At 65.6% G+C, this 23,207-nt stretch carries 22 protein-coding genes and 1 tRNA gene; 14 read left to right on the top strand and 9 right to left on the bottom strand.

Features of this window, described 5'->3' with window-relative positions:
* Positions 1-23: 23 nt before the first annotated feature.
* The 4 genes from ACQ66H_RS12735 to ACQ66H_RS12720 form a co-directional block, all read right to left on the bottom strand.
* The gene (locus tag ACQ66H_RS12735; RefSeq protein ID WP_430434335.1) at positions 24-1,478 is read right to left on the bottom strand and encodes a Y-family DNA polymerase; all 1,455 of its coding nucleotides are present in this window, start codon (positions 1,476-1,478) and stop codon (positions 24-26) included.
* Between the two features lie 29 nt (positions 1,479-1,507).
* Complete coding sequence (gene imuA, locus ACQ66H_RS12730; protein ID WP_430434334.1) at positions 1,508-2,194, bottom strand: translesion DNA synthesis-associated protein ImuA; 687 nt, start codon at positions 2,192-2,194, stop codon at positions 1,508-1,510.
* Positions 2,195-2,198: 4 nt separating this feature from the next.
* Entirely contained in the window at positions 2,199-2,807 is a 609-nt protein-coding gene (gene lexA, locus ACQ66H_RS12725) for a transcriptional repressor LexA (RefSeq protein WP_024300392.1), read from the bottom strand.
* A 343-nt stretch (positions 2,808-3,150) separates the two neighbouring features.
* Positions 3,151-3,645, bottom strand: a complete 495-nt coding sequence (locus ACQ66H_RS12720; RefSeq protein WP_425761804.1) for an FxDxF family PEP-CTERM protein — start codon at positions 3,643-3,645, stop codon at positions 3,151-3,153.
* A 414-nt stretch (positions 3,646-4,059) separates the two neighbouring features.
* Between ACQ66H_RS12720 and ACQ66H_RS12715 the strand changes: the two genes are divergently transcribed.
* The 7 genes from ACQ66H_RS12715 (at position 4,060) to ACQ66H_RS12685 (ending at position 8,134) form a co-directional block, all read left to right on the top strand.
* Positions 4,060-4,575 (top strand): peroxiredoxin, encoded by a 516-nt coding sequence (locus tag ACQ66H_RS12715; RefSeq protein ID WP_019917924.1) that lies wholly within the window; start codon positions 4,060-4,062, stop codon positions 4,573-4,575.
* The gene (locus tag ACQ66H_RS12710) at positions 4,541-5,020 is read left to right on the top strand and encodes an FKBP-type peptidyl-prolyl cis-trans isomerase (RefSeq protein WP_019917925.1); all 480 of its coding nucleotides are present in this window, start codon (positions 4,541-4,543) and stop codon (positions 5,018-5,020) included. The genes ACQ66H_RS12715 and ACQ66H_RS12710 overlap by 35 nt, the downstream gene beginning before the upstream one ends.
* Positions 5,021-5,107: 87 nt before the next feature.
* The gene (gene galE, locus ACQ66H_RS12705) at positions 5,108-6,124 is read left to right on the top strand and encodes a UDP-glucose 4-epimerase GalE (protein ID WP_430434333.1); all 1,017 of its coding nucleotides are present in this window, start codon (positions 5,108-5,110) and stop codon (positions 6,122-6,124) included.
* 115 nt (positions 6,125-6,239) lie between these two features.
* Entirely contained in the window at positions 6,240-6,482 is a 243-nt protein-coding gene (locus ACQ66H_RS12700; protein WP_019917927.1) for a hypothetical protein, read from the top strand.
* A 47-nt stretch (positions 6,483-6,529) separates the two neighbouring features.
* The gene (locus ACQ66H_RS12695) at positions 6,530-7,015 is read left to right on the top strand and encodes a type II secretion system protein (RefSeq protein WP_019917928.1); all 486 of its coding nucleotides are present in this window, start codon (positions 6,530-6,532) and stop codon (positions 7,013-7,015) included.
* Positions 7,015-7,401: a type II secretion system protein gene (locus ACQ66H_RS12690; RefSeq protein WP_430434332.1), complete on the top strand. Its 387-nt coding sequence runs from the start codon at positions 7,015-7,017 to the stop codon at positions 7,399-7,401. The genes ACQ66H_RS12695 and ACQ66H_RS12690 overlap by 1 nt, the downstream gene beginning before the upstream one ends.
* A gap of 4 nt (positions 7,402-7,405) precedes the next feature.
* A complete protein-coding gene (locus tag ACQ66H_RS12685) occupies positions 7,406-8,134 on the top strand; it encodes a hypothetical protein (protein ID WP_430434331.1) in 729 nt (242 codons plus the stop codon).
* Positions 8,135-8,142: 8 nt separating this feature from the next.
* Here ACQ66H_RS12685 and ACQ66H_RS12680 read toward each other — a convergent pair whose 3' ends face one another.
* From ACQ66H_RS12680 to ACQ66H_RS12660, 5 genes are all read right to left on the bottom strand, one after another.
* Positions 8,143-8,622, bottom strand: coding sequence for a DUF456 domain-containing protein (locus ACQ66H_RS12680; RefSeq protein WP_430434330.1), 480 nt, complete (start codon positions 8,620-8,622; stop codon positions 8,143-8,145).
* A 5-nt stretch (positions 8,623-8,627) separates the two neighbouring features.
* A complete protein-coding gene (locus ACQ66H_RS12675; RefSeq protein WP_430434329.1) occupies positions 8,628-9,746 on the bottom strand; it encodes a YbdK family carboxylate-amine ligase in 1,119 nt (372 codons plus the stop codon).
* Positions 9,746-10,939, bottom strand: coding sequence for a cation:proton antiporter (locus ACQ66H_RS12670; protein ID WP_430434328.1), 1,194 nt, complete (start codon positions 10,937-10,939; stop codon positions 9,746-9,748). The genes ACQ66H_RS12675 and ACQ66H_RS12670 overlap by 1 nt, the downstream gene beginning before the upstream one ends.
* A 189-nt stretch (positions 10,940-11,128) precedes the next feature.
* Complete coding sequence (locus ACQ66H_RS12665; RefSeq protein WP_430434327.1) at positions 11,129-12,664, bottom strand: fumarate hydratase; 1,536 nt, start codon at positions 12,662-12,664, stop codon at positions 11,129-11,131.
* A gap of 52 nt (positions 12,665-12,716) precedes the next feature.
* Positions 12,717-13,241, bottom strand: coding sequence for a TIGR00645 family protein (locus ACQ66H_RS12660; RefSeq protein ID WP_425761807.1), 525 nt, complete (start codon positions 13,239-13,241; stop codon positions 12,717-12,719).
* A 218-nt stretch (positions 13,242-13,459) separates the two neighbouring features.
* Here ACQ66H_RS12660 and acs point away from each other — a divergent pair, with 218 nt between their 5' ends.
* From acs to ACQ66H_RS12625, 7 genes are all read left to right on the top strand, one after another.
* The gene (gene acs, locus ACQ66H_RS12655; protein WP_430434326.1) at positions 13,460-15,430 is read left to right on the top strand and encodes an acetate--CoA ligase; all 1,971 of its coding nucleotides are present in this window, start codon (positions 13,460-13,462) and stop codon (positions 15,428-15,430) included.
* 57 nt (positions 15,431-15,487) lie between these two features.
* Entirely contained in the window at positions 15,488-16,972 is a 1,485-nt protein-coding gene (locus ACQ66H_RS12650) for a DUF294 nucleotidyltransferase-like domain-containing protein (RefSeq protein ID WP_430434325.1), read from the top strand.
* Between the two features lie 172 nt (positions 16,973-17,144).
* Positions 17,145-17,405, top strand: a complete 261-nt coding sequence (locus ACQ66H_RS12645; RefSeq protein WP_430434324.1) for a DUF4212 domain-containing protein — start codon at positions 17,145-17,147, stop codon at positions 17,403-17,405.
* Between the two features lie 2 nt (positions 17,406-17,407).
* The gene (locus ACQ66H_RS12640; RefSeq protein WP_430434323.1) at positions 17,408-19,477 is read left to right on the top strand and encodes a VC_2705 family sodium/solute symporter; all 2,070 of its coding nucleotides are present in this window, start codon (positions 17,408-17,410) and stop codon (positions 19,475-19,477) included.
* Positions 19,478-19,648: 171 nt separating this feature from the next.
* A tRNA-Ser gene (locus tag ACQ66H_RS12635) sits at positions 19,649-19,738 on the top strand.
* A gap of 526 nt (positions 19,739-20,264) precedes the next feature.
* A complete protein-coding gene (locus ACQ66H_RS12630) occupies positions 20,265-21,749 on the top strand; it encodes an ATP-binding protein (protein WP_430434322.1) in 1,485 nt (494 codons plus the stop codon).
* The gene (locus ACQ66H_RS12625; protein WP_430434321.1) at positions 21,724-23,175 is read left to right on the top strand and encodes a sigma-54-dependent transcriptional regulator; all 1,452 of its coding nucleotides are present in this window, start codon (positions 21,724-21,726) and stop codon (positions 23,173-23,175) included. The genes ACQ66H_RS12630 and ACQ66H_RS12625 overlap by 26 nt, the downstream gene beginning before the upstream one ends.
* Positions 23,176-23,207: the final 32 nt, after the last annotated feature.

The following is a 23,207-nucleotide window of genomic DNA, read 5'->3' as shown; positions in this document are numbered from 1 at the left end:
AATGTGTCGGGACGGATGCTACTTCAGGCGAACAGCCCCTGCAGATACCAGCGATGCGGCGCCGTGTGTTCGCGATAGATCCACAACCTTTCCTGACGTGGTCCGACGGCGATGTAGTAATCGCGCAGCGCTTCGGCCGGATGGTCGTTGCCGCCAGCGTCGTCCCACCAGCCGGCCTCGATCCGCTCGGCACGGCCGAGACAATGCAGCGGCCCGTTGCGCCAGGGCTGACCGTCGCGTTCGGCGAGCAGTTCCGGTTCCGGCAGCAGCCACAGGGGACGCTGTGGCTTGCCGGCAGCAGGCTGCGCACGACCCGGTTCATCCCGCTGCTGCGCCCGTTCGGGGCGGTGGTCGCCGCTGGCCGACAGGCTGTAGACCGCATCGCGACCGAGGCGGGCACGCAGCCGTTCGACCAGTAGGTCGCGGGCTTCCTGCCGGTCCTGCGGTGAGGGCGCCTGGGTGCCGAACAGGTCGCGGCTGCGGCCGGGCTGTTCGATCCAGTCAGGCGCCCGCAGTCTCAGCGCGGTGACCGCTTCGGGCAGGGCGATGCGCGCCAGATGCTCGTGCGTCAGCGATGCAAGCAGGCGGGCGTCATGGGTGGGGGTACCGGTGCGCAGTTCCAGCCGGGTGGGGGCTTCGTGCTCGTGCTGCAGTTCGAGCAGGCACTCGGCGATGCCGGCGTGTGCCGCGGCCAGCTGGGTGCACGCACTGTTGAACAGCCGGCTGGCGGCGAACAGCAGTACATCGGCATCGTGACGCGGTACCGGCAATTCGATCCGGCTGTCGATTTCCGGAGGCGGCGAGAAGAAGGTGCGCGGATCGGCGGTCTGTCCGAGCGCCTGATCGATCAGGCGACGCAGGGCCTGTGCATCGCGCAGCGCCAGTGCGTCGCGCGGCAGCTTCATCGCGTCTCCCACGCTGCGCAGACCGGCTTCGCGCAAGGTGGCCAGTCGTGCCTCACCTGCTTCGGTCACGTCGAGCGGCAATGCGGCCAGCGCTGCCGACAAGGCTCCAGGCCCGCGTATCGTACGACCGGGTGTGCCGAGGGCGAGCCAGCGCGCGGCGCGCGGTGTCGGGGCACAGGCGCTGAGGGCATGAAAGCCGGCGGCGGCCAGCGCGCTGCGCAAGGCGCGCAGCAGACCGTCGAGGCCGCCAAACAGACGGATGCTGCCGGCGATTTCCAGCAATAGTCCGTCGGTTGCGAGGGCGACATGAGGGGTGAAATGCAGTGCGCAGCCGGCGGCGTCCTTCAGTGCCGAATCTTCCACCTGGCTGTCGTGCGGGCTGATCAGCAGGTCGGGCGCTAGTGCCAGTGCGTCGGCCACCCGCTGGCCGGGGCGCACGCCCTGAGCCAGCGCTGTCGCATCCAGCGCGACCACACGCTGCTTCGCCGCCACCGCCAGCGGCTGTGAGTGGGCCTGAGCGCGGAAGCGCGCCTGCAGCGGCCACTCGGGAAAGACCAGTGCCAGCCAGAGCATGTCGTACGCAGATCCATGTCGCAGGCCTGTCAGCCGACCAGCGCCAGGGCAGGGCGCCCGCGCAGGGTGTCCGCACGCCGTACCGGGATGCCCTGACGTGTTCCGAGGTAAACCGGCCGGTTGGCTGGGCGGCCGCGTCGCTTCAGGATGTCGATGCGTACCTCGCCTTCCGCAGCGACGGATGCATGCAGGCGCAAGGCGGCTGGCGAGGCCATATGCGCGTCGGAGGCGGGGCGGAACAGCACCAGCGGCAGCGCGGCCTCACGCACCGCCAGCTGCAGCCTGCGCAGCAGGGCTGTATCTACCCGGTCGAGCCAGCCGGTGACTGCGCTGCACGCCCCCGAGTTGAGTGCGTGACGCAGCGCCCAGACACGCTCGCCGGCACTACCCGCCTGGATCACCAGCATGCGAGGCGTGCACAGACCCGCGGCGGCGAGTGCCGAAACATTCGGATACCAAGGCGGCGCCACCCAAGCCACCCAGCCATCGGCCTGACTGGCTTGGGCCAGCATGGGCAGCAGCAGGGAGACTTCACCGTGCCCGCAGCAGTCGGTCAGCACTTCGCTCATGTCGCCGACCGGCCAGCCTCCGCCGGGCAGTTCGGCGTCGAGCGCCGGATGACCGGTGGACACGGTGGGGCACGCGTCCGCCGCCGTGTCGTTGGCACGCCAGACATCCGAACGGTGCAACAGGGTATGCAGGCTGGAGACGCTCATTGCGTCAGACCGCGCTGCCGTTGCGAATCAGCCCCACCATGACGCCTTCGATCACCAGCGGGTCGCGCCGGGTGTCAACGACGATGGGACTGAATTCGGGATTTTCCGGCAGCAGCTCGACCTGAGCACCACTGCGACGCAGACGCTTCACGGTCACTTCATCGTGCAGCCGGGCGACGATGATCTGGCCGTTGTGTGCTTCGGAGGTGGCATGAACGGCGATCAGGTCGCCGTCGAGGATGCCTGCGTCGCGCATGCTCAAGCCCCGCACTCGCAACAGATAGTCGGCGCGTGGTGAGAACATCGACGGGTCAACTTGGTAGCGTCCCTGCACGTGGGCGTCGGCAAGAATGGGATTGCCGGCCGCGACCCGGCCTATCAGTGGAATGCCTGCGGGCTCGGACAGCCGGATGCCGCGCGCGCGACCTTCGTCGAGACTGATGACGCCCTTGCGTGCCAGTGCGCGCAGATGGCTTTCGGCGGCGTTCGGCGAACGGAAGCCGAAGGCCTGCGCGATTTCGGCGCGCGTGGGCGGGCTGCCGCGTTCGCTGACTGCGTCACGGATCAGTTGCAGGATTTCCTGCTGGCGGGACGTCAGGCTGTCGTTCGACATGGGATGGGCGCTTGCTGTACGAAGACTGTATTTTTATACAGTTGTTTATGGTGATGCAAGCAGGCCGGTGCCGATTGTCAACAATTGTTACAGAGCGGGATGTGTTCGCGTGCTCCCTGCCCGTCCAGGCAAGTCAGGGTGATTTGTGCAGTGCGATGAAAAGAAATGGATTTTTTCCGAGGCGCCGGGATGGCAGGATGTTCGGGCGGGTCATCTAATACCGAAGTACTAGGTTCTGGCTGTCGATATTCTTGACAGTGTTGCGGCGCAGCAGGTCCGGATCCTTCGATCAGGCAACAAAAAAGCACCCGAAGGTGCTTTTTTGTTTTCAGGCAGGTGAAGCTCAGCCCATGCGACGCTTTGCCATCAGGCCGATCATGCCCAGGCCAGCCAGCATCATCGCGTAGGTGTCTGCTTCCGGCACCACGGCGACCGGGGCGGTCGTCGAGGTCAGTGCGAGCACACCACCCAGGCTGCCGGTCGTGGAACCGGTCACCTTGTAGTAGTAATCGCCGGCGAGCAGGCCGTTGGCGGTGAACAGGGTGCCGAAGCTGTAGGCGGACAGAAACTTGTCCACCGCTCCGGTTTCTTTGTACAGCCACACCATGCTGTCTTCGCTCAGACCGAAGAACGGCGATGCTTCTGCCGATACGGCCAGCGTGGACAACGAGGTGGTCGGAGCGGTCAGCGTGAAGGTGAAAATTTCCGAGAAGGAGCCGGACAGCGAGGCGATGCCGGTTTCGATCGTTGCGTGGTCGTCCCAGCTGGTCGTCGCGGCATTCGCGCTTCCCACTGCAAACAGACCGCATACAACAGTTGCGACCAAGGTTTTCTTCATATCCTGTCCTTTCACAAAAAGTGACAAAGTGGAACCCAGATTTTTGCAAGAACATCAGCCCCCCACAATCTGCGATGACATCCCATTTGCAACGACAAGTAAGGAGGTCATTCCGCACACTGCGAGCAGCTCAGCGTTCTGGTGAAACAGGTACGCAAGACTCGGGCCACTTTCTGTTTGTCATTGCTCTTTCTGAAGATAAATTTCCAACCATTTGAAGTTGTTCAATAAAATTGTTTTTTGACGGATGTTCGACTCAGCCGGGGTGTGATGCTCTTTGGTGCATCAGGACCACATTTGTGCAATGCGGCGACGGCTTTTTTTACAACGGCGCGGCAAGCCCGCCTGCTAGAATCCGCCGGACTCCAGAACGTGTGATGTGTCGTGGTCGCGTCGTGTGGATGGGAGGTGCGCATGTTGAATGCAGGACAACCCGCTCCGCTGTTCGAACTGCCGGATGCCGATCTGGAACTGTTCAATCTGGGCGACCAGCTCGGGCAGCACCTGATGGTGCTTTACTTCTACGCCAAGGACGACACGCCGGGCTGTACGGCCCAGGCAATCGAGTTCAGCGATCTGGACGACGATTTCCGGCGTTGTGACTGCACCGTGCTCGGTGTCAGCCGCGACGAATGTTTCACACACGCAGATTTTCGCGACAAGCACGGCCTGACGGTCAGGTTGCTGTCGGACATCGATGGCGAGGTCAGCCGGCGCTACGGTGTCTGGCGTGAGCGCGAGGTTGACGGAAAGCTGCGGTTCTGCATGACCCGCTCGACATTCATCATCGATCGGAAGGGTGTCATACGTTACGCGCAATATGGCGTGAATCCGCGCGGGCACGCCGGGGAAGTCCTCGAACGCGTGCGCGCACTGCACATGAAAGGAATCAGGAATGCTCATCAGCAAGAACTCGGTCGTCACCCTTAAGTACAGCGTGACGGATCCGGACGGCAATATGGTCGATCCGGGCGAAGCCCCGCTGGCCTATCTGCACGGCGGTTACGGCGGTATTTTCCAGCCGATCGAGGAAGCACTTGAAGGCAAGACCGTCGGCGACGAAGTGGTCGTGAAACTGCAGCCGGAAGATGCCTTCGGCGAGTACGACGAAGAACTGGTCGAGATCGAATCACGTGCGAACTTCCCGGACAACATCGAAGTCGGCATGCAGTTCGAGCGCGTCAGCGAAGATGGCGAGGAAGAGGGCCTGTACACCGTGACCGACATTGCCGACGACCGCGTCGTGATCGACGGCAATCACCCGCTGGCCGGCACCGCACTGGTGTTCTCGTGCTCGGTGTCAGCAGTGCGCCAGGCGTCGGCGGAAGAGCTGTCGCACGGCCACGTGCACGGCGACCACGGCCACCACCACTGAGATCGTCCCCCGCCGGGCGCCGACGAGGGCCCCGGCGTTCTCCGCCCACTGTAGGGCGCTGCGTCGAAATCCTGTCAGGGAGCATCCATGTCGCGTGTGCTGGTCACCGGTGGCGCGGGCTATATCGGCTCGCACACCTGCATCGAACTGATGGCTGCGGGCCACCAGGTGGTGGTTGTAGATAACCTGTGCAACAGCAAGCGCGAATCCCTGACGCGCGTCGAACGCATTGCCGGGCAGGCGCTGCAGGCCTTCGTGCAGGCCGATGTCCGCGATCGCGCCGCGATGCGTGCCGTGTTTGCGGCGCACGACATCGACGCGGTGATCCACTTCGCCGGCCTGAAGGCGGTCGGCGAGTCGGTCGCGAAGCCGCTCGAGTACTACGACAACAACGTCAGCGGCACGGTGGCGCTGTGCGAGGTGATGGCCGAAGCCGGCGTGAAGACGCTGGCCTTCTCGTCCTCGGCTACGGTTTACGGTGATCCGGCGTCGGTGCCCATCCGCGAGGATTTCCCGACCGGGCCGACCAATCCTTACGGCCGTTCGAAATGGATGGTCGAGTACCTGCTGCAGGACCTCGTCGTGGCCGATCCGTCGTGGCGCATCGCACTGCTGCGCTACTTCAATCCGGTCGGCGCGCACGAGTCCGGCCTGATCGGCGAAGACCCCAACGGTCTGCCGAACAATCTGATGCCCTTCGTCAGCCAGGTGGCGGTCGGCAAGCTGGCCGAGTTGCGCGTGTTCGGCGGTGACTGGCCGACGCCGGACGGTACCGGCGTGCGCGACTACATCCACGTGCTTGACCTCGCTCAAGGCCACGTGCGCGCCATCGACTACCTTACGGAACACACCGGTCTGCTGACGGTGAATCTGGGTACCGGTCGTGGCTACAGCGTGCTTGAAGTCGTGCGCGCCTTCGAGCAGGCGAGCGGACGCGCGGTGCCCTACCGCATCGTCGATCGGCGGCCGGGGGACATCGCCCAGTGCTACGCCGACCCGGCGCACGCAAATCGGCTCCTGGGCTGGGTTGCGCGGCGCGACCTCGCGCAGATGTGCGCCGATGCGTGGAACTGGCAGCGCAGCAACCCGCAGGGCTATGCCTGACGCGCGTCGCGGGCGGAGGGCAGAAAGTCTCGGTGCGCCGCGATAGATGACGACCGCCGCTTCGTGCTAAATCAACAGCTCGCCGTCGGTCGGAACCAGCCCGGGAGGATTGCTCATGCACCTGCAAGTCGTGTTCGAAAAGGCGCACGCCGCGGACAGCGGAAACAGCGCATCCATCTTCCGGCAGTTGCTCGACGCGCTCGAGCACGATGCGCCGTTCGACCTGCAGCTGCTGTATCAGTTGCCCTATGCCGACTTCGACACTGCGCTCAACGCGCTGCGCGAGTGGCGTTCGCAACGCTACGTATGGCTGCGCGAACACGACGGCCCTCAGCCCTGGCGCAGTCATCTGAGCTAGTGTCTGCTGTCACGGTGCCGTGATGGTGCTGTGTTAACCTGCGGCGCATGCTGCGTCATACACGTCTTTCCCGCGGTTTCACGCTGATCGAGTTGATGGTGGTGATCGCCATCGTCGGCGTGCTCGCGACCATGGCCATGCCCATGATGGAGCTGGCGCGGGTGCGCGCGAACGAGGCCGAACTGCGCACCTCGCTGCGGCAGATCCGCACCGCGCTCGACGATTACAAGAAGGCCTGGGACGAAGGGCGCATCGAGAAGAAGGTCGGTGCCAGCGGCTATCCGCCCAGCCTCGACGTGCTGGTCAATGGCGTGCGCGACGTCAAGCAGCCGAACGACGTGAAGATCTACTTCCTGCGCCGCGTGCCGCGCGACCCCTTCCATACCGATACATCGACGCCGCCCGAGCAGACCTGGGGCCTGCGCAGCTACGCCAGCCCGCCGGACGAACCCGTGCCTGGCGCCGATGTGTTCGATGTCTATTCGCTGTCCGGCCGCACCGGCCTGAATGGCATTCCGTACCGGAACTGGTGATGTTCACTTTCGCCCGCAAGCGCGGTTTCACGCTGATCGAACTGCTGGTGGTCATGGCCATCATCGCGGTGCTGCTGACCATTGCCGCACCGCGCTACTTCGAACATCTCGATCGCTCGAAGGAGGCGACGCTGAAGCAGACGCTGGCGGTCACCCGCGATGCGATCGACAAGTTCCGCGGTGACCGCGGTGCCTGGCCGCAAAGCCTGCAGGACCTGGTCGACAAGCAGTACCTGCGCAAGCTGCCGTTCGACCCGGTCACCGACAGCAGCGAAACCTGGATCGTCGTGCCGCCGCGCGATTCGGCGACCGAGAGTGGCGTGGCCGACCTGAAGAGCGGTGCCGAAGGCATGTCACGCGACGGCATCGCCTATTCTGACCTCTGATGTGATGCGGGCGGATCAGCGCGGCTTTTCCTATCTGCTCCTGCTGTTCGCAGTCGCCGCGCTGGGCATTGCTGCAGCCGGCAGCGCGCTGATGTGGAGCACGCTGTCGCAGACCGAGCGCGAACGCGAACTGCTGTTCATCGGCGGCGAGTTCTCGCGTGCGCTGCAGCGCTACTACGACGCCTCGCCGGCGGAGCCGAAAGCCTATCCGGCACGGCTGGAGGATCTGCTCGAAGACAAGCGGCATCAGGTGCCGATGCGTCATCTGCGCAAGATCTATGTCGATCCGATGACCAACAACCGGGACTGGGGGCTGGTCATGTCGCAGGGGCAGATCCGCGCGATACACAGCCGATCGGAAAAGGTGGCGCGCATCCATTTGCTGCCGCGCTGGGTCGATGCGACCGGCGACAAGGTGGCGCCCAGCCTCAAGACGCCACTGAAGCAGCCGTACGCGCCCATTCCGGGTCAGCCGCAGGCCGTGCCCGGACCGGTCAGTCCGACGGTGCCGTCCGCTGCCCGTCAGGCGGGCGATCTGCGTCATGCCGACTGGCTGTTCGTGCCGGTGGCCGACACGCCTGCGCAGCAGGACACGCCGGGTTCGTCGCCGTCCGCGCCCGGATCGGCGGCGGGCAGCACTCCGGTGGTGGTCGGAGAGGGCGATGGCAGCGGTGCTTCGCAACCCGACGGTTCAGCAGGATCGCTGCAGGAGCAATACACCGGCAAGCGCTGAAGCGGTCGTCAGATCAGCCAGGCGGCCAGCGCGATGCCCAGCATCATGAAGGCGATGGCGACCTTGGCGACCGCGGCGATCAGCATGCCCAGCCAAGTGGCCACGCCGACGCGCGCGGCCTGCAGTGCGTCGCGTCGCGCGATGTATTCGCCGATCGCCGCGCCCGCCAGCGGTGCGAACAGCAGGCCGATCAGGCCGGCGAACAGCCCGAGCACGGTACCGATCGCAGCACCGACCAGCGCCAGCGTGCTGGCACCCACCCGCTGTGCGCCGATCACGCCCGACGCGAAATCGATCAGCCAGGCGAGTACTGTCAGCGCGCCCAGCACGGTGAGCGTGATCGTGCCGATGTGGTTGAAATCGTCCAGCCAGGCCATCATCAGGAAGCCGCCGAACATCAGCGGAATGCCGGGCAGAGCCGGCAATACGACGCCGGCCAGTCCGATCAGCACCAGCAGTGCCGCGATCGCCCACAGCAGGATGTCCATGCCGCTCATTGGGCGAAGGCGGCGACCGCGTCGTTGACCACCGCCAGCAGGTTGCGCGTGCGCGCGTGCACCGCGCGCAGTCTCGTGGCATCGTTGCCGCCGCCGCGGACCATGCGGTGCAGCGCGTCCAGTGCGTCCGACGACCGCAGTGCGTCGGCGTGCGGCGCCAGCCGTTCGAGCGTGGCGGCGATGTCGTCGCGCAGCGGCAGCGCGGCGTGGCTGCGCGGATGCACGATCAGCCCGTCGAGACCGAAGCGGCAGGCCTGGAAGCGGTTGTAGGTGTATACGAGGTAGTCGTCCTCCACCGGTTCGGGGTCCTCGCCGGACAGGATGAGCCGGCACAGCGCCTGCAGGTAGATCGCGATCTGCGCTGCCCGATCGACGCCCAGCGGCGTGTCGCAGACGCGCAGCTCTATCGTGCCGTACTCGGGCTTGGGCCGGATGTCCCAGTAGAAATCCTTCATGCTGCGCACGATGCCGGTGTCCTCCATCCGCGCGAAGTAGTCGCGCTCGAAGCGCGACCATTCGAGCACGAAGGGCGCGCGGCCGCTGAGCGGAAAGGCGAATACGGAATTCAGCCGGGCCGAATCGAACAGCGTGTCGCTGCCCTGCGAGAAGGGCGAGGAGGCGGACAGTGCGATGAAGTGCGGCACATAGCGCCCGAGCGCGTGCAGGACGCGCAGCGCGCTGTCCGGATCGGGCATGCCGATGTGCACGTGCTGACCGAACACCGTGAACTGCTTGGCCAGATAACCGTAGAGACCTGACAGCTGCTGGAAGCGCGGGGCCGAGAAGATGCGCCGTTCCGACCACTGCTGGAAAGGGTGGGTACCGCCGCCGCACAGCGATACATTGAGCCGCGTCGCATCCTTCACCAGCGCATCGCGCATCAGGCGCAACTGCGCAAGCAGCGTGGCGTGGCTGTCGTGGATGCCGGTGGCCACCTCTATCATGCTGTCGGTCATTTCCGGCTTGATGTCGCCGGGAAAGGTCTGGCGCTGCGCCAGTTCCAGCAGGTCGGCCGCGGCCGACGCGAGGTCGCGGTCGTGTTCGCCGACCAGTTGCAGTTCGAGTTCGACGCCCATGCTGAGCGCCGACGAGGCGTGAAAGGTTTCGAGCGGCATCAGGCGTCCTCCGTCCTCTGTGCTTCGCCGGCCAGTACCAGCGCCCACTGGGCGAACACCGGCCCGACGAACTCCATCACGATCACCATGCCAGCGATGGCGGACAGCGCGCTGTCGGCGAGTCCGAAGCCGGCGCTGCGGCTGTATTCGAGCAGCAGCAGCGCAAAGGTGGACAGCGGTGCCAACGCCAGCCCGGTCAACGCGCCCTTGCGTGTGCTGGTTCCGCTTACGTGGGCGAAGGCAGCGGTTGCGCTCATCTTCGCCGCGATGCGGCCGAGCGACAGCAGCACGGCCAGTGCCAGTCCGGCGGCGGAGGTCGGCCAGGTCGCCATGCCGGCAACGAAGACGAACAGGAAAAGCGTCAGCAGTTCGCCCAGCACGCCGAAGTTGCGCTGCGCCGGCGTCAGTACCAGCCGCTTGCGGCGCATCAGCACGCCCAGCGTCAGTGCGGCCAGCAAGGGCGACACGTTGACGCCCTGGGTGAGCAGGGTGACCAGCATCACCGCCAGCGCGAACACGATGGTGACGCCACGTTCGTCGGCGCGCAGTCGGCGCAGCAGCCAGGGCAGCGGTACGCCAACCAGGAGACCGCAGCCGACCGATACGGCAAGGATGGCGGCACTGTTCCACACCGCGCTGACCACACTGCCGGAGGCCAGCAACTGCCAGTAGCCGATCGCGCCCTTCATCAGCAGTACCGATAGCAGACAGTTGATGGCGCACAGATGCAGCGCGCGCTCGGTCACCTGGCCGGAGCCGCGCAGGTCGTTGACTACGCGCACCAGTGCGGCCGGCGAGGTGGCCACGGACAGTGCGCCGAGCACCATCGCGATGTCCGGCGGTTGGCCCATCGCAATGGCGATGGCGCGCACCACGACGAAGGTGAGCAGCGATTCGGCAATCCCGGTCAGCGTGAGCCAGTAATTGGTCACCAGCCAGCGCAGATTGATGCGGTGACCCAGCTCGAACAGGAACAGTGCGAGCGAGAAATTGGCCAGGAAGGACATGGCTGCCCGGGTTTCGGCGTCGTGCGGCGCGCCGCCCCAGGCGCTGTAGACGATGCCGGCGAGCGAATAGACGCAGACGCGCGGTATCGCCAGCCCGCGGTGGAAGATCTCGCCGGCCAGCCACGCGAGCAATAGAACAGCCGGCCAGCCGACCAACGTGAATATGCGACCTGCTTCGAAGATCATCGCGTCGCCTCCGTTCTGCACGCACTGCGCGCGGGAAGACAGAAGCCGTGCCTGTGCGGCACGACGGCGGATTTTTCTGCGGGGAATACGGACCGCTTCCAGGCGGCCTCTGTTGTTGCTGTGCGGACCGGCTGGCGCCGGTCCGCTTATCGGGCCGGCGGTGCCGGCCTCAGGTAGCGCTGGAGACTATCACGCGGTGGCGACAGGAATCTTCCCGATCTTTGCCTGCCATTCCTTCGGACCGGTTTCGTGCACCGAGGTGCCGCCGGAGTCGACGGCGACAGTGACCGGCATGTCAACCACGTCGAACTCGTAGATCGCTTCCATGCCAAGGTCCTCGAAGCCGACGACCTTCGCCGCCTTGATCGCTTTCGACACGAGGTAGGCGGCACCGCCGACCGCCATCAGGTAGGCGCTCTTGTGCTTGCGGATGGCCTCGATCGCCGCCGGGCCACGCTCCGACTTGCCCACCATCGAAATCAGGCCGGTCTGCGCCAGCATCATTTCGGTGAACTTGTCCATGCGGGTGGCGGTGGTCGGGCCGGCCGGGCCGACCACTTCGTCGCGCACCGGATCGACCGGACCGACGTAGTAGATGACGCGGTTGGTGAAATCGACCGGCAGCTTTTCGCCCTTGGCCAGCATGTCAGCGATGCGCTTGTGCGCAGCATCGCGGCCGGTCAGCATTTTGCCGTTCAGCAGCAGGGTCTGGCCCGGCTTCCACGAGGCGACCTCTTCCGGCGTGAGCGTGTTCAGGTTGACCCGCTTCGAGGTCTTGGTGTCGGCCTGCCAGGTCACCGCCGGCCAGTCTTCGAGGCGCGGCGGTTCGAGCTTCGCCGGGCCCGAGCCGTCGAGGTGGAAATGCACGTGGCGGGTCGCCGCGCAGTTCGGAATCATCGCCACCGGCAGCGAGGCGGCGTGCGTCGGGTAGTCGAGTATCTTCACGTCGAGCACGGTGGACAGGCCGCCCAGGCCCTGGGCGCCGATGCCCAGCGCGTTCACCTTCTCCATCAGCTCCAGCCGCAGTTCCTCGACCCGGGTGAGCTTTTCGCCACGCGCCGCCTTGTCGGCGACGATCTGGATGTTCACCGGCTCCATCAGCGATTCCTTGGCCAGCAGCATGGCCTTTTCCGGCGTGCCGCCGATGCCGATGCCCAGCATGCCCGGCGGGCACCAGCCGGCGCCCATGGTCGGCACCGTCTTCAGCACCCAGTCCACGATGGAATCGGACGGGTTCAGCATGACCATCTTGGACTTGTTTTCCGAGCCGCCACCCTTGGCCGCGCAGATCACCTCAACGTGGTCACCGGGCACGATTTCGTAGTGGATGACCGCCGGCGTGTTGTCCTTCGAGTTCTTGCGGGCGCCGGCCGGGTCGAGCAGCACCGAGGCGCGCAGCGTGTTGTCCGGGTGCATGTAGGCGCGGCGCACGCCTTCGTTGACCATGTCGGTCACGCTCATCGTGGCGTCCCAGCGCACGTTCATGCCCACCTTCAGGAAGACCACGGCGATGCCCGTGTCCTGGCAGATCGGACGCTTGCCTTCGGCACACATGCGCGAGTTGGTCAGGATCTGCGCGATCGCGTCGCGTGCCGCCGGCGACTGCTCCCGCTCGTAGGCCGCACCCAGCGCCTGGATGAAGTCGAGCGGGTGATAACAGGAGATGAACTGGAAGGCGTCGGCAATGGACTGGATGAAATCGTCCTGGCGGATGGGTTGGCTCATGGAAAGGTCCTCGGGTATTGAAGGGGGCCGCTCGTGGCGGCCCGGGCTGCGCTCAGTGGTGCGTCTTGTTGAGCACCAGCGTCTGCGTCATCAGCTTGTCGGTATAGGCCATGGCCATGGCCGACACGACGAACACCATGTGGATCACCACCTGCCACAGCACGACGCGGTCGTCGAGCTGGCCGGCATTGATGAAGGTCTTCAGCAGGTGGATGGCCGAAATGCCGATCAGGGCGGTGGCCAGCTTCACCTTCAGCACGCCGGCGTTGACGTGCGACAGCCATTCCGGCTGATCCGGATGGTCTTCCAGGTTCAGTCGGGACACGAAGGTTTCGTAGCCACCGACAATGACCATGATGAGCAGGTTGGCAATCATCACCACGTCGATCAGGCCCAGAACGATGAGCATGATGTCGGTTTCGGTCAGGTTGCCGATCTTGTGGATCAGGTGCGACAGCTCGACCATGAACAGGTAAACGTACACCGCCTGGGCGACGATCAGTCCGAAGTAGAGCGGGGCTTGCAGCCAGCGACTGGCGAAGATGAGGCTTTTTAGAACACGTCCAAGATTAGTCATGCGCAGTCGAATATAAGACAAAAGACGGCGCCGATATTACCATCCGGTTCTTGCAGCTTCGGTCCGCGAGCGTAAGCGGTCTGTAAGCCGCAAAGGCTGTAATCGATGGAAGAAAAACGAGCGCGAAGTTCTGCGCCTGTCGGCGGCCCACAAGGCCGTACGTTGCACGGCGGTTTCCATCCGCCTGCTTGCAGATTTGAGATGACGGAGGAGGTTGTATGTCTGAAGCTACGGAAGTTCGCGTGTACCAGCCCTCGCAAGACATGGTGAGCAATGCCGCCGTGTCCGGCATGGATGCCTACAAGGCTCTGTGCGCCGAGGCGGAGCGCGACTATGAGGGGTACTGGGCTCGTCTGGCTCGCGAGCATGTGACTTGGCAGACGCCGTTCACGCGTACCCTGAATGAAGACAATCGCCCGTTCTTCAAGTGGTTCGAAGACGGCAAGCTGAACGTGTCCTACAACTGCCTGGACCGCAACATCGAAGCGGGTCTGGGCGACAAGACCGCAATCATCTTCGAAGCGGACGACGGCACCGTCACCCGCGTCAGCTACAGCGACCTGCTGGTCCGCGTCAGCCGCCTGGCCAACGCACTGCGTTCGAAGGGCGTCAAGAAGGGTGACCGCGTCGTCATCTACCTGCCGATGTCGATCGAAGGCATCGTCGCGATGCAGGCCTGCGCCCGCATCGGCGCCACCCACTCGGTGGTGTTCGGCGGTTTCTCCGCCCAGTCGCTGCGCGACCGTATCAGCGACGCCGGCGCGGTCATGCTGATCACCGCCGACGAACAGTGCCGTGGCGGCAAGAACATCCCGCTCAAGCCCATCGTCAACGAAGCCTTCGGCATGGGTGGCTGCGAATCGTGCAAGACGGTCATCGTCTACAAGCGCACCGGTGGCGCCTGCAACATGGTTGCCGGCCGCGACGTGTGGTTGCACGAGGCACTCGAAGGCCAGGCCGACACCTGCGAACCGGAATGGGTCGAGGCGGAACACCCGCTGTTCCTGCTCTACACCTCGGGTTCGACCGGCAAGCCGAAGGGCGTCCAGCATTCGTCCGGTGGCTACCTGCTGCACGCCATCCTGACGATGAAGTGGACCTTCGACATCAAGCCGTCCGATGTCTTCTGGTGTACCGCCGACATCGGCTGGGTCACCGGCCACACCTACATCACCTACGGCCCGCTGGCCTGCGGTTCTACCGAGGTCGTGTTTGAAGGCGTGCCGACCTACCCGGACGCCGGCCGCTTCTGGAAGATGATCCAGGACCACAAGGTGACCGTGTTCTACACCGCGCCGACCGCCATCCGCTCGCTGATCAAGGCGGCCGATGCGAACGACGCCGTGCACCCGAAGAGCTACGACCTGTCGTCGCTGCGCATCCTCGGTTCGGTCGGCGAGCCGATCAACCCGGCGGCCTGGGAGTGGTACTACCAGAACGTCGGCGGCAGCCGTTGCCCCATCGTCGATACCTTCTGGCAGACCGAAACCGGCGGTCACATGATCACGCCGCTGCCGGGTGCCACGCCGATGGTGCCGGGTTCGTGCACGCTGCCCTTCCCGGGCATCCAGGCTGCCATCGTCAACGAAACCGGCAATGACGTGCCGTGGGGCCAGGGCGGCATCCTGGTGGTCAAGAAGCCGTGGCCGTCGATGATTCGCACCATCTACGGTGATCCGGACCGCTTCGTGAAGAGCTACTACCCGGCCGACTTCCAGGGGCGTTACTACTTGGCGGGCGACGGCGCGATCCGCGACGCGAAGACCGGCTACTTCACCATCACCGGCCGTATCGACGACGTGCTGAACGTGTCGGGTCACCGCATGGGCACGATGGAGATCGAGTCGGCGCTGGTGGCGCACCCGCTGGTGGCAGAAGCCGCTGTGGTGGGTCGTCCGGACGATCTGACCGGCGAGGCCATCTGCGCTTTCGTCGTGCTGAAGCGTTCGCGCCCGACCGGCGACGAAGCCAAGCAGATCGCCAACGAGCTGCGCAACTGGGTGGGCAAGGAGATCGGTCCGATTGCCAAGCCGAAGGACCTGCGTTTCGGTGACAACCTGCCGAAGACCCGCTCGGGCAAGATCATGCGCCGCCTGCTGCGCTCGATCGCCAAGGGCGAGCAGATCACGCAGGACACCTCGACGCTGGAAAACCCGGCCATCCTCGACCAGCTGGCGCAAACCCTCTGATTGGGGCCCGCGGCGCGTCTCCCGCGCCGCGGCTCTGCCCGTTCCGGTGGGGTGTCGATGAGTACCGCTGACACCACACCGACCTCCGGCCCGCCGCTCGGCGGGCCGGATCTCCATCTTCCCCTGCATCGCCTGATCCGCCGCGCAGCTGTCTGCGTGCCTGCGGATGCATCGCTACGCGAAGCGCTGACGCGCATGAACGACGAGCGTGTCGGTTCGGTGCTGGTGACCGAGGCCGGCCGCGCGGTCGGCATCCTGACGCTGCCCGACCTGCCGGGGCGCGTGCTGCTGCCCGGCCTGTCGCTTGACACCCCGGTGGCGCGGGTGATGAGCAGCCCACTGCATGTGCTCGACGCCGATTGCAGCGGCGAAGACGCGGCGCGACTGATGGCCCGCCATGACGTACGCCACATCGCGGTGACCGATCACGACCAGCGGCTGCTCGGCGTGATCGCGCAGAACGACCTGTACGCGAGGCTGCGCAGCGACATCCGTTCGCTTGCCGGTCAAATCCATGCGGCGAGCGACCTGGACGCGCTGGCCGACGCCGCGCGCGCGGTGCGCCGTTTCGGCCTCGCTCAATTGCAGGACGGCAGCTCGGCTGAGGCGTTGACGCTGCACCTGTCCGCGCTGAACGACGCACTGACCGCACGCGCCATCGACCTGGTACGCGCCCTGCACCCGGACGGCGCGGTGTTCGATCGCGTGCGCTGGTGCTGGCTGGCTTTCGGTTCTGAAGGGCGGATGGAACAGACCTTCTGCACCGATCAGGACAATGGACTGGTGTTCGAGGCGCCGCCCGGTCTGGCCGCCGACAGCGTGCGACCGGCTCTGCTGCGTGTTGCCGGCGACATCAACCGCGCGCTGGCGCAGCTCGGCTTTCCGCTGTGCGAGGGCGGGGTGATGGCCGGTCAGCCGCGCTGCTGTCTGTCGCTCGACGAATGGCGCCATGCCTTCGCCGGCTGGATCGCCGAACCCCAGCCGGAAGCGCTGCTAGCGGCCAACATCTTCTTCGATCTGCGGGCGTTGCACGGCGACGCCGCCCTGGCCGACACGCTGCTGACGGAGCAGGTGGCCCAAGCTGCTGTCGGCACCCGCTTCCTGCGTCTGATGGCACAGAACGCCTTGCGCGCACGCGTACCGCTGGGCCTGTTGGGGCGCCTGCGCGTCAACGACGTGCGCGACGCACCGCACACGCTGGATCTGAAGGCCGGCGGCGCGCGCATCTTCGCCGACTGCGCGCGGCTGCTGGCCCTGCGCGACGGCGTCGCGGCGCGCTCGACCAGCGCGCGGCTGCGGGCGCTTGCGCGCAGGGGCGGGCTGGCCGGCGACGACGTCGAGGCGATGATTCGAGCGTTCTTCGTCATCCAGCAGCTGAGGCTGCAGCGCCAGGGCGAGGGCGAGCCGACACACGTTCAGACGACGGCGAACCGCATCGATCCGCGGCTGCTCAATGCGCTCGACCGGGTGGTGCTGAAGCAGGCGATGGTCCAGGCGCAGCGCCTGCTCGACCGCGTCCGCATCGACTGGCGGCTACCCTGAATGCATGCTGCACCGCCATATCGAGGCGGTGTAAGCGGGCAGTAAGATTGGACTGCATGATGTGCGTCACGTCATCGGTATTCGTGTCGCGGCAACAGGCCGGCGCACCTGCATGACGACGACAAGGCGTCGCGACGACTTCGCCGACATGACGCCACAGGAGGAGACCTGTATGCAGTTGTCAGAACGGCACCGCGAATACTGGCGCCGGAATCTTCGCATCACCGCGGTTCTGCTGGCGATATGGTTCCTGGTCACCTTCGTACCCATCTATTTCGCGCGCTCGCTGAACGAGATCACCTTCCTCGGCTGGCCGCTCGCCTTCTACATGGGGGCGCAGGGCGCGCTCATTGTCTATGTGATCATCATCGGCTACTACGCACGAGTGATGAACCGACTCGATCGTGAGTACGGCGTGAGCGAGGACCGCTGACCATGCCTCACACGCAGGCCACCTTCAATCAGCAGTTGAAGAAGATGTACAGCTGGTACGCCGGCGGCTTCTTCATCTTCGTCGCCTTCCTGGCGGTCGCCGAACAGCTGGGCATGTCGTCGCAGTGGATCGGCTACATCTTCATGTTCTCGACCATCGCACTGTACGCCGGCATCGGCGTCATGAGCCGCACCGCCGACGTGGCCGAGTACTACGTCGCCGGCCGCCGGGTACCGGCGCTGTTCAACGGCATGGCGACCGGCGCCGACTGGATGTCCGCCGCGTCCTTCATCGGCATGGCGGGCACGCTGTATTTCAGCGGCTACCAGGGCCTGGCCTTCGTGATGGGCTGGACCGGCGGCTACTGTCTGGTCGCGCTCTTCCTCGCTCCCTATCTGCGCAAGTTCGGCGAATTCACGATTCCCGATTTCCTCGGCGCCCGCTACGGCGGCAACCTGGCGCGCCTGATCGGCGTCGTCGCCGCCATCCTCGCGTCCTTCACCTACGTCGTCGCGCAGATCTACGGTGTCGGGCTGATCACCAGCCGCTTCGTCGGCCTGGAATTCGAGGTCGGCGTATTCGTCGGTCTCGCCGGCATCCTGGTGTGTTCCTTCCTCGGCGGCATGCGTGCGGTGACGTGGACCCAGGTCGCGCAGTACATCATCCTCATCGTCGCCTACCTGATTCCGGTGGTCATCCTGTTCACCAAGGTGACCGGTGTGCCGGTGCCGCAGGCGATGTACGGTCAGGTGCTGCAGAAATTGACGGCCAAGGAGACCGAACTGTTCGCGGCGCCGAAGGAGGTCGAGGTCAATGCGCTGTACAAGGCCAGGGCCGACGATTTCGACAGGAAGATCCAGGGCCTGCCTGGCTCCCTCGACGCCGAGCGCGCGCAGCTGACGGCAAAGCTCGACCAACTGAAGTCGGCCAACGCGCCGGCCAAGCAGATCGCCGCCGCTGAAATGGCCCTGCGCAACATTCCCAAGACCGAGGCCGAAGCGCGGCGCAAGTGGGGCGAGGCGCGCAAGCTGGCCGAGGCAAAGGCGAAGCCGCCGCTTGCGCATACCGAAGCGCACGCCGGCAAGGACGAAGCGGAGTCCGACAACAAGCGCCTGAACTTCATCGCGCTGGTGATCTGCCTGATGATAGGCACCGCCTCGCTGCCGCACATCCTGATGCGCTACTACACGACGCCCAGCGTCAAGGAAGCGCGCGAATCGGTTTTCTGGTCGCTGTTCTTCATCTTCCTGCTCTACTTCACGGCGCCCGCCTACGCGGTGTTCGCCAAGTGGGAGGTGTACAACAACCTCGTCGGCTCGACCATTTCCACCCTGCCGGGCTGGGTCGCTTCATGGGGCAAGGTCGGGCTGGTGAAGATCGACGACATCAACGCCGATGGCATCCTGCAACTGGCCGAACTGACGTTGAACACCGACGTGATCGTACTGGCGACACCGGAGATCGCTGGCTTGCCCTATGTGATCTCCGGACTGGTCGCTGCCGGCGGTCTGGCGGCTGCGCTGTCTACTGCCGACGGTCTGCTGCTGACCATTGCCAACGCGATGTCGCACGACGTCTATTACAAGGTGATCGATCCGAACGCCTCGACCCAGCGTCGGCTGGTCATTTCCAAGACGCTGTTGCTGGTGGTCGCGCTGATCGCCGCCTACACCGCATCGCTGAAGCCCGACAACATCCTCTTCATGGTGGGGCTGGCGTTCTCGATCGCCGCGTCGGCCTTCTTTCCGGCGCTGGTGTGCGGCGTGTTCTGGAAGCGGGCCAATATGGCGGGTGCGGTCGCCGGCATGGTGGCCGGGCTCGGCATGTGCCTCTATTATGCGGCCATCACCCATCCCTTCTTCGGCGGCGACATCGGCAATGCCTGGTTCGGCATCGAATCGATTTCATGCGGCTTCTTCGGCATTCCGACCGGCTTTGTCGTGCTCATCGTCGTCAGCCTGCTGACGCCGACTCCCGACGCCGAAACGCAGGATCTGGTCGAACATGTCCGTTACCCCAATCTCGGCAACACGGCGCGCAGTGCGCCGACCGGCGGAGGCGTAGATTACTGAAGGCACGACCCCGCCTATCCCTAGACCGACCGCGCAACCCGCGCGAAAGCCGGCACCTGTAAGGCAAGAGGCCCGCCAAAAGCGGGCCTTCTGCTTTCCGGCCCGCAGCATTTGCGGCGCGCTCGGGCGCGAACAAGCGGCAGGGTTTCTGATATAGTCTCGCGTCTTCGCGGAGAGGTGGATGAGTGGTTTAAGTCGCACGCCTGGAAAGCGTGTTTAGGTGAAAACCTAACGCGGGTTCGAATCCCGCCCTCTCCGCCACTGAAAAATCCTTTTGAATCAAGCGCCTGGTTGTTCTTCCAGGCGCTTTTTTCGTTCACGGCCTCCGATTCCGGAGGCTTGCGTCGAGCGCAAACGCCGCCTTGACGGGTCCAGCGCGAATTCGCGCGCGCGTCTGGCCGGTTGTTGCTGACGCCTCCGTTGCCATCGCACATGCCGACGTCACCTGCTCGAGGTATTGCTCACCGTTAACGCAGGCGTGTTTCCCGGGCACGTCGGGAGACGCCGGTCCACCATGACAGACGGTTTCTCATGGTGGTTGATATGACACGACATGGTTTCAGTCAGCCACCCGGCTGTGCACCCCGGGTGGCCTCTCCGCGTGTGGCATCGGCTTCGCCGCGCCCGTCGGCCGTGTCGGCGAGGTTGCGCCATCGTCATGTGGTGTCCGCACGCTGCCGCCTCGGGTGAGGGGGGCGCCGGTCGTCGTCGGTCGCCGCACACCGCCCGGTTCCGGGCGTGCTTCTTGCACTGTCTTCGCCGATCAACCATGAGGCGTGTCCGGGCCTTGGCCAGCCATTTCGTCGGTGAAGCGCATTCCCTGAAAAGATTGCAGCTGCGTTACGCAGCGTTCTATCTCGGTCTGCTGCTGTTCTCCGGCGCGATGGGGTGGGGCGGGCTGCAGCTGTGGCAGGACGCCGCCGGCGAACGCGACCGGCTTGCCGGAATGAGCGCGGAGGTACTGGAGATGCGCGGCAGCCTCTACCGTCAGATCAAGGAGGTGTTCGACCACGCCTTCCTGGCCGACGTTGGCGCGGCGATCGAGTTCGCACATTACGCCGACGACATCGATCGCCACTTCGACCTCGTCTATCGGCAGGTGCGACAGCCCAAGGAGCGGACAGTCGTCGATGCGCTGCGTCTGGCCTATGAAGGCGTTCGCGGCTATGGCGACGTGCTGCTGCGGGCGTCGCCCGACGCGGCGCGTGCCGAAAGCAGCCGGCTCGACCTGCAACTTGAGCGCGGCGCATTCCACGATTTCGAACTGCGGCTCGGCGAGTTCGAAAGCCAGCTGCAGCAACAGCGTCGCGCGGTCGATCGCCGGCTCGGCGTGCTGCAAGCCGTGGTGCCCTGGCTGCTCGCCTTGCCGCTGTTGCTGGCCACCGTCATCTTCATCGTGTTCCGGCGCTATCTGCGCAGCGCCGTGGCCGAGCCGCTTGCCGCCATCATGGACGCCACCCGCAACATCAGTCGCGGACAGCTGCAGCACCGCGTACCGGAGCGCGGTGCGGCCGAACTGGTCAGGCTGTCGCACGCGATCAATTCGATGGCGGCCGATCTGGCGGCCAGCCGCGAAGCGCTGCTGTGTGCCGAGAAGCAGGCCACGCTGAGCGCGCTGGTGCCGGTGGTGGCGCACAACATCCGCAATCCGCTGGCCAGCATACGCGCCACCGCTCAGGTGATCGACGACGCCGCGCTGCCGGCCGACGTGCGGGAGGGGCTGGCCGGCATCATCGCCGCCGCCGACCGTCTCGATGGCTGGACCTATTCGCTGCTGTCCTACCTGCATCCGCTGCAGCCGCAGCGCGTACCGCTGCAGGTGACGGCGCTGTTCGACACCGTTGCCCAGCTGGCGCGCGACCGCATGGAGGCACGGGGCATCCGGCTGCGGCGCATCGGCTGGGGCGAGGGCGGCATGGTCGAACTGGACGCCCAGCTGATGGAACAGGCGCTGCTCGGCCTGCTGATCAATGCCATCGAGGCGTCGTCGCCGGGTGGCGAAATCGTGCTGCGGCACGCCAGCGTCGGCGGCCAGGTGTCGCTGTCGGTACGCGACCACGGCAGCGGCATGAACGGCAGTCCAGCGCTGCGCGGACTGCGGCCGGTTGCCACCACCAAGTTGCAGGGCAGTGGCCTGGGCATTCCGTTCGCCGCCAAGGTGTGCGACGTGCATGGCGGCCGCCTCGAATTCATCCATCACGACCCCGGCACCGAAGCGGTCATGGTGCTGCCATCGAAGGAAGCGCATGTTGTCGAACCCTGGAATGATTGACGTCAACGAAACCTTGCCGTCGGCGCCGCCCACGGCGGCCCGCCTGCTGCTGGTCGAGGACGAGGCGCTGTTCGCGCGCGCGGTGACGCGCCGGCTGGGCAGCGCCGGCTATGCCTGCCAGCACGCGACGACGCTGCTGCAGGCGCGCGAGGCGCTGGGCGGCTTTGCGCCCGACGTGGTACTGCTCGACCTGCGTCTGCCGGACGGCCACGGCCTCGACCTGCTGGCCGAACTGAATGCCGACAATCGTGCTGCGCCGGTGGTCGTGCTGACCGCCTACGGCGAAGTCGAGGACGCGGTCAGGGCGATGAAGCTGGGGGCGGCCGACTACCTGAAGAAGCCGGTCGATCTGGAAGAACTGCAACTGGTGGTCGAGCGCGTGCTGCGCACTGCCGGCCTCAGGCAGAAGGTGGATTACTCGCGCAGCCGCGAGAGCCATCACAGCCAGGTCAGCGAGAACGCGCTGCTGCTCGGCGACAGCCCGGCCATGCGGGCGGCACGCGAACAGGTGGTCGCGCTGGCCGGCCTGACCGGCAGCAGCCTCGCGCCGCCGCCCACCGTGCTCATCGTCGGCGAAACCGGTACCGGCAAGGACGTTGCAGCGCGCCTGCTGCATCGCGCCGGGCCGCTGCAGGACCGACCCTTCGTGCAGATCGACTGCGCCTCCCTGCCACGCGAACTGATCGAAGCGGAATTGTTCGGCCACGAGAAGGGGGCCTACACCGGTGCCCAGGGCGCGCGCGCCGGGCTGCTCGAAGCGGCCGAGGGCGGCACGGCCTTCCTCGACGAAATCGGCGAATTGCCGCTCGACATGCAGGCCAAGCTGCTCAACGTGATCGAGCGACGCGTCGTGCGGCGCGTCGGTTCGGTGCGCGAGCGGCCGATTGCCGCGCGCTTCGTCGCCGGCACCAATCGCGACCTGCCGGCGATGATCGCCGCCGGGCAGTTCCGCGCCGACCTCTACTATCGGCTCAATGTGGTTACGCTGACCATGCCGCCGCTGCGCGAGCGCGGCAACGACGTGACGCTGCTGGCCCGCCACTTCGCGGCGCAGACGGCGCGCCGCTATGCACTCGACGAACCCGGCTTCGACCCGGTCGCGCTGTCGGCGCTGCAGCGCTATCACTGGCCGGGCAATGTGCGCGAACTGAAGCACCTGATCGAGCGTGCCGTGCTGCTGTGCCAGGGGCGGGATATCGGTGCGGCCGCCCTCGGCCTGCCGTCGGCGACCATCGCCAGTGCCGACGACGCTGCGGTGCCGTTCGCGTCGATGACGCTGGACGAGGCCGAGCGCTGGCTGATCGAACGCACGCTCGACCGCGTGCGCGGCAATGTGTCGGAGGCCGCGCGCAGGCTCGGCGTGAGCCGCATGACCTTGCGCTACCGTATCGAGAAGCACGGCCTCCGCGGCGCGGTCGAGGACTGAACGCGCCCGCAGCGGCGGAAACGAAAAGGGCT

Origin of the sequence: Methyloversatilis sp. (assembly GCF_965284615.1) — a bacterium.
Lineage (GTDB): Bacteria > Pseudomonadota > Gammaproteobacteria > Burkholderiales > Rhodocyclaceae > Methyloversatilis.
The sequence above is the reverse complement of the archived record's forward strand: the minus strand, read 5'-3'. Positions and strand labels throughout refer to the sequence as shown.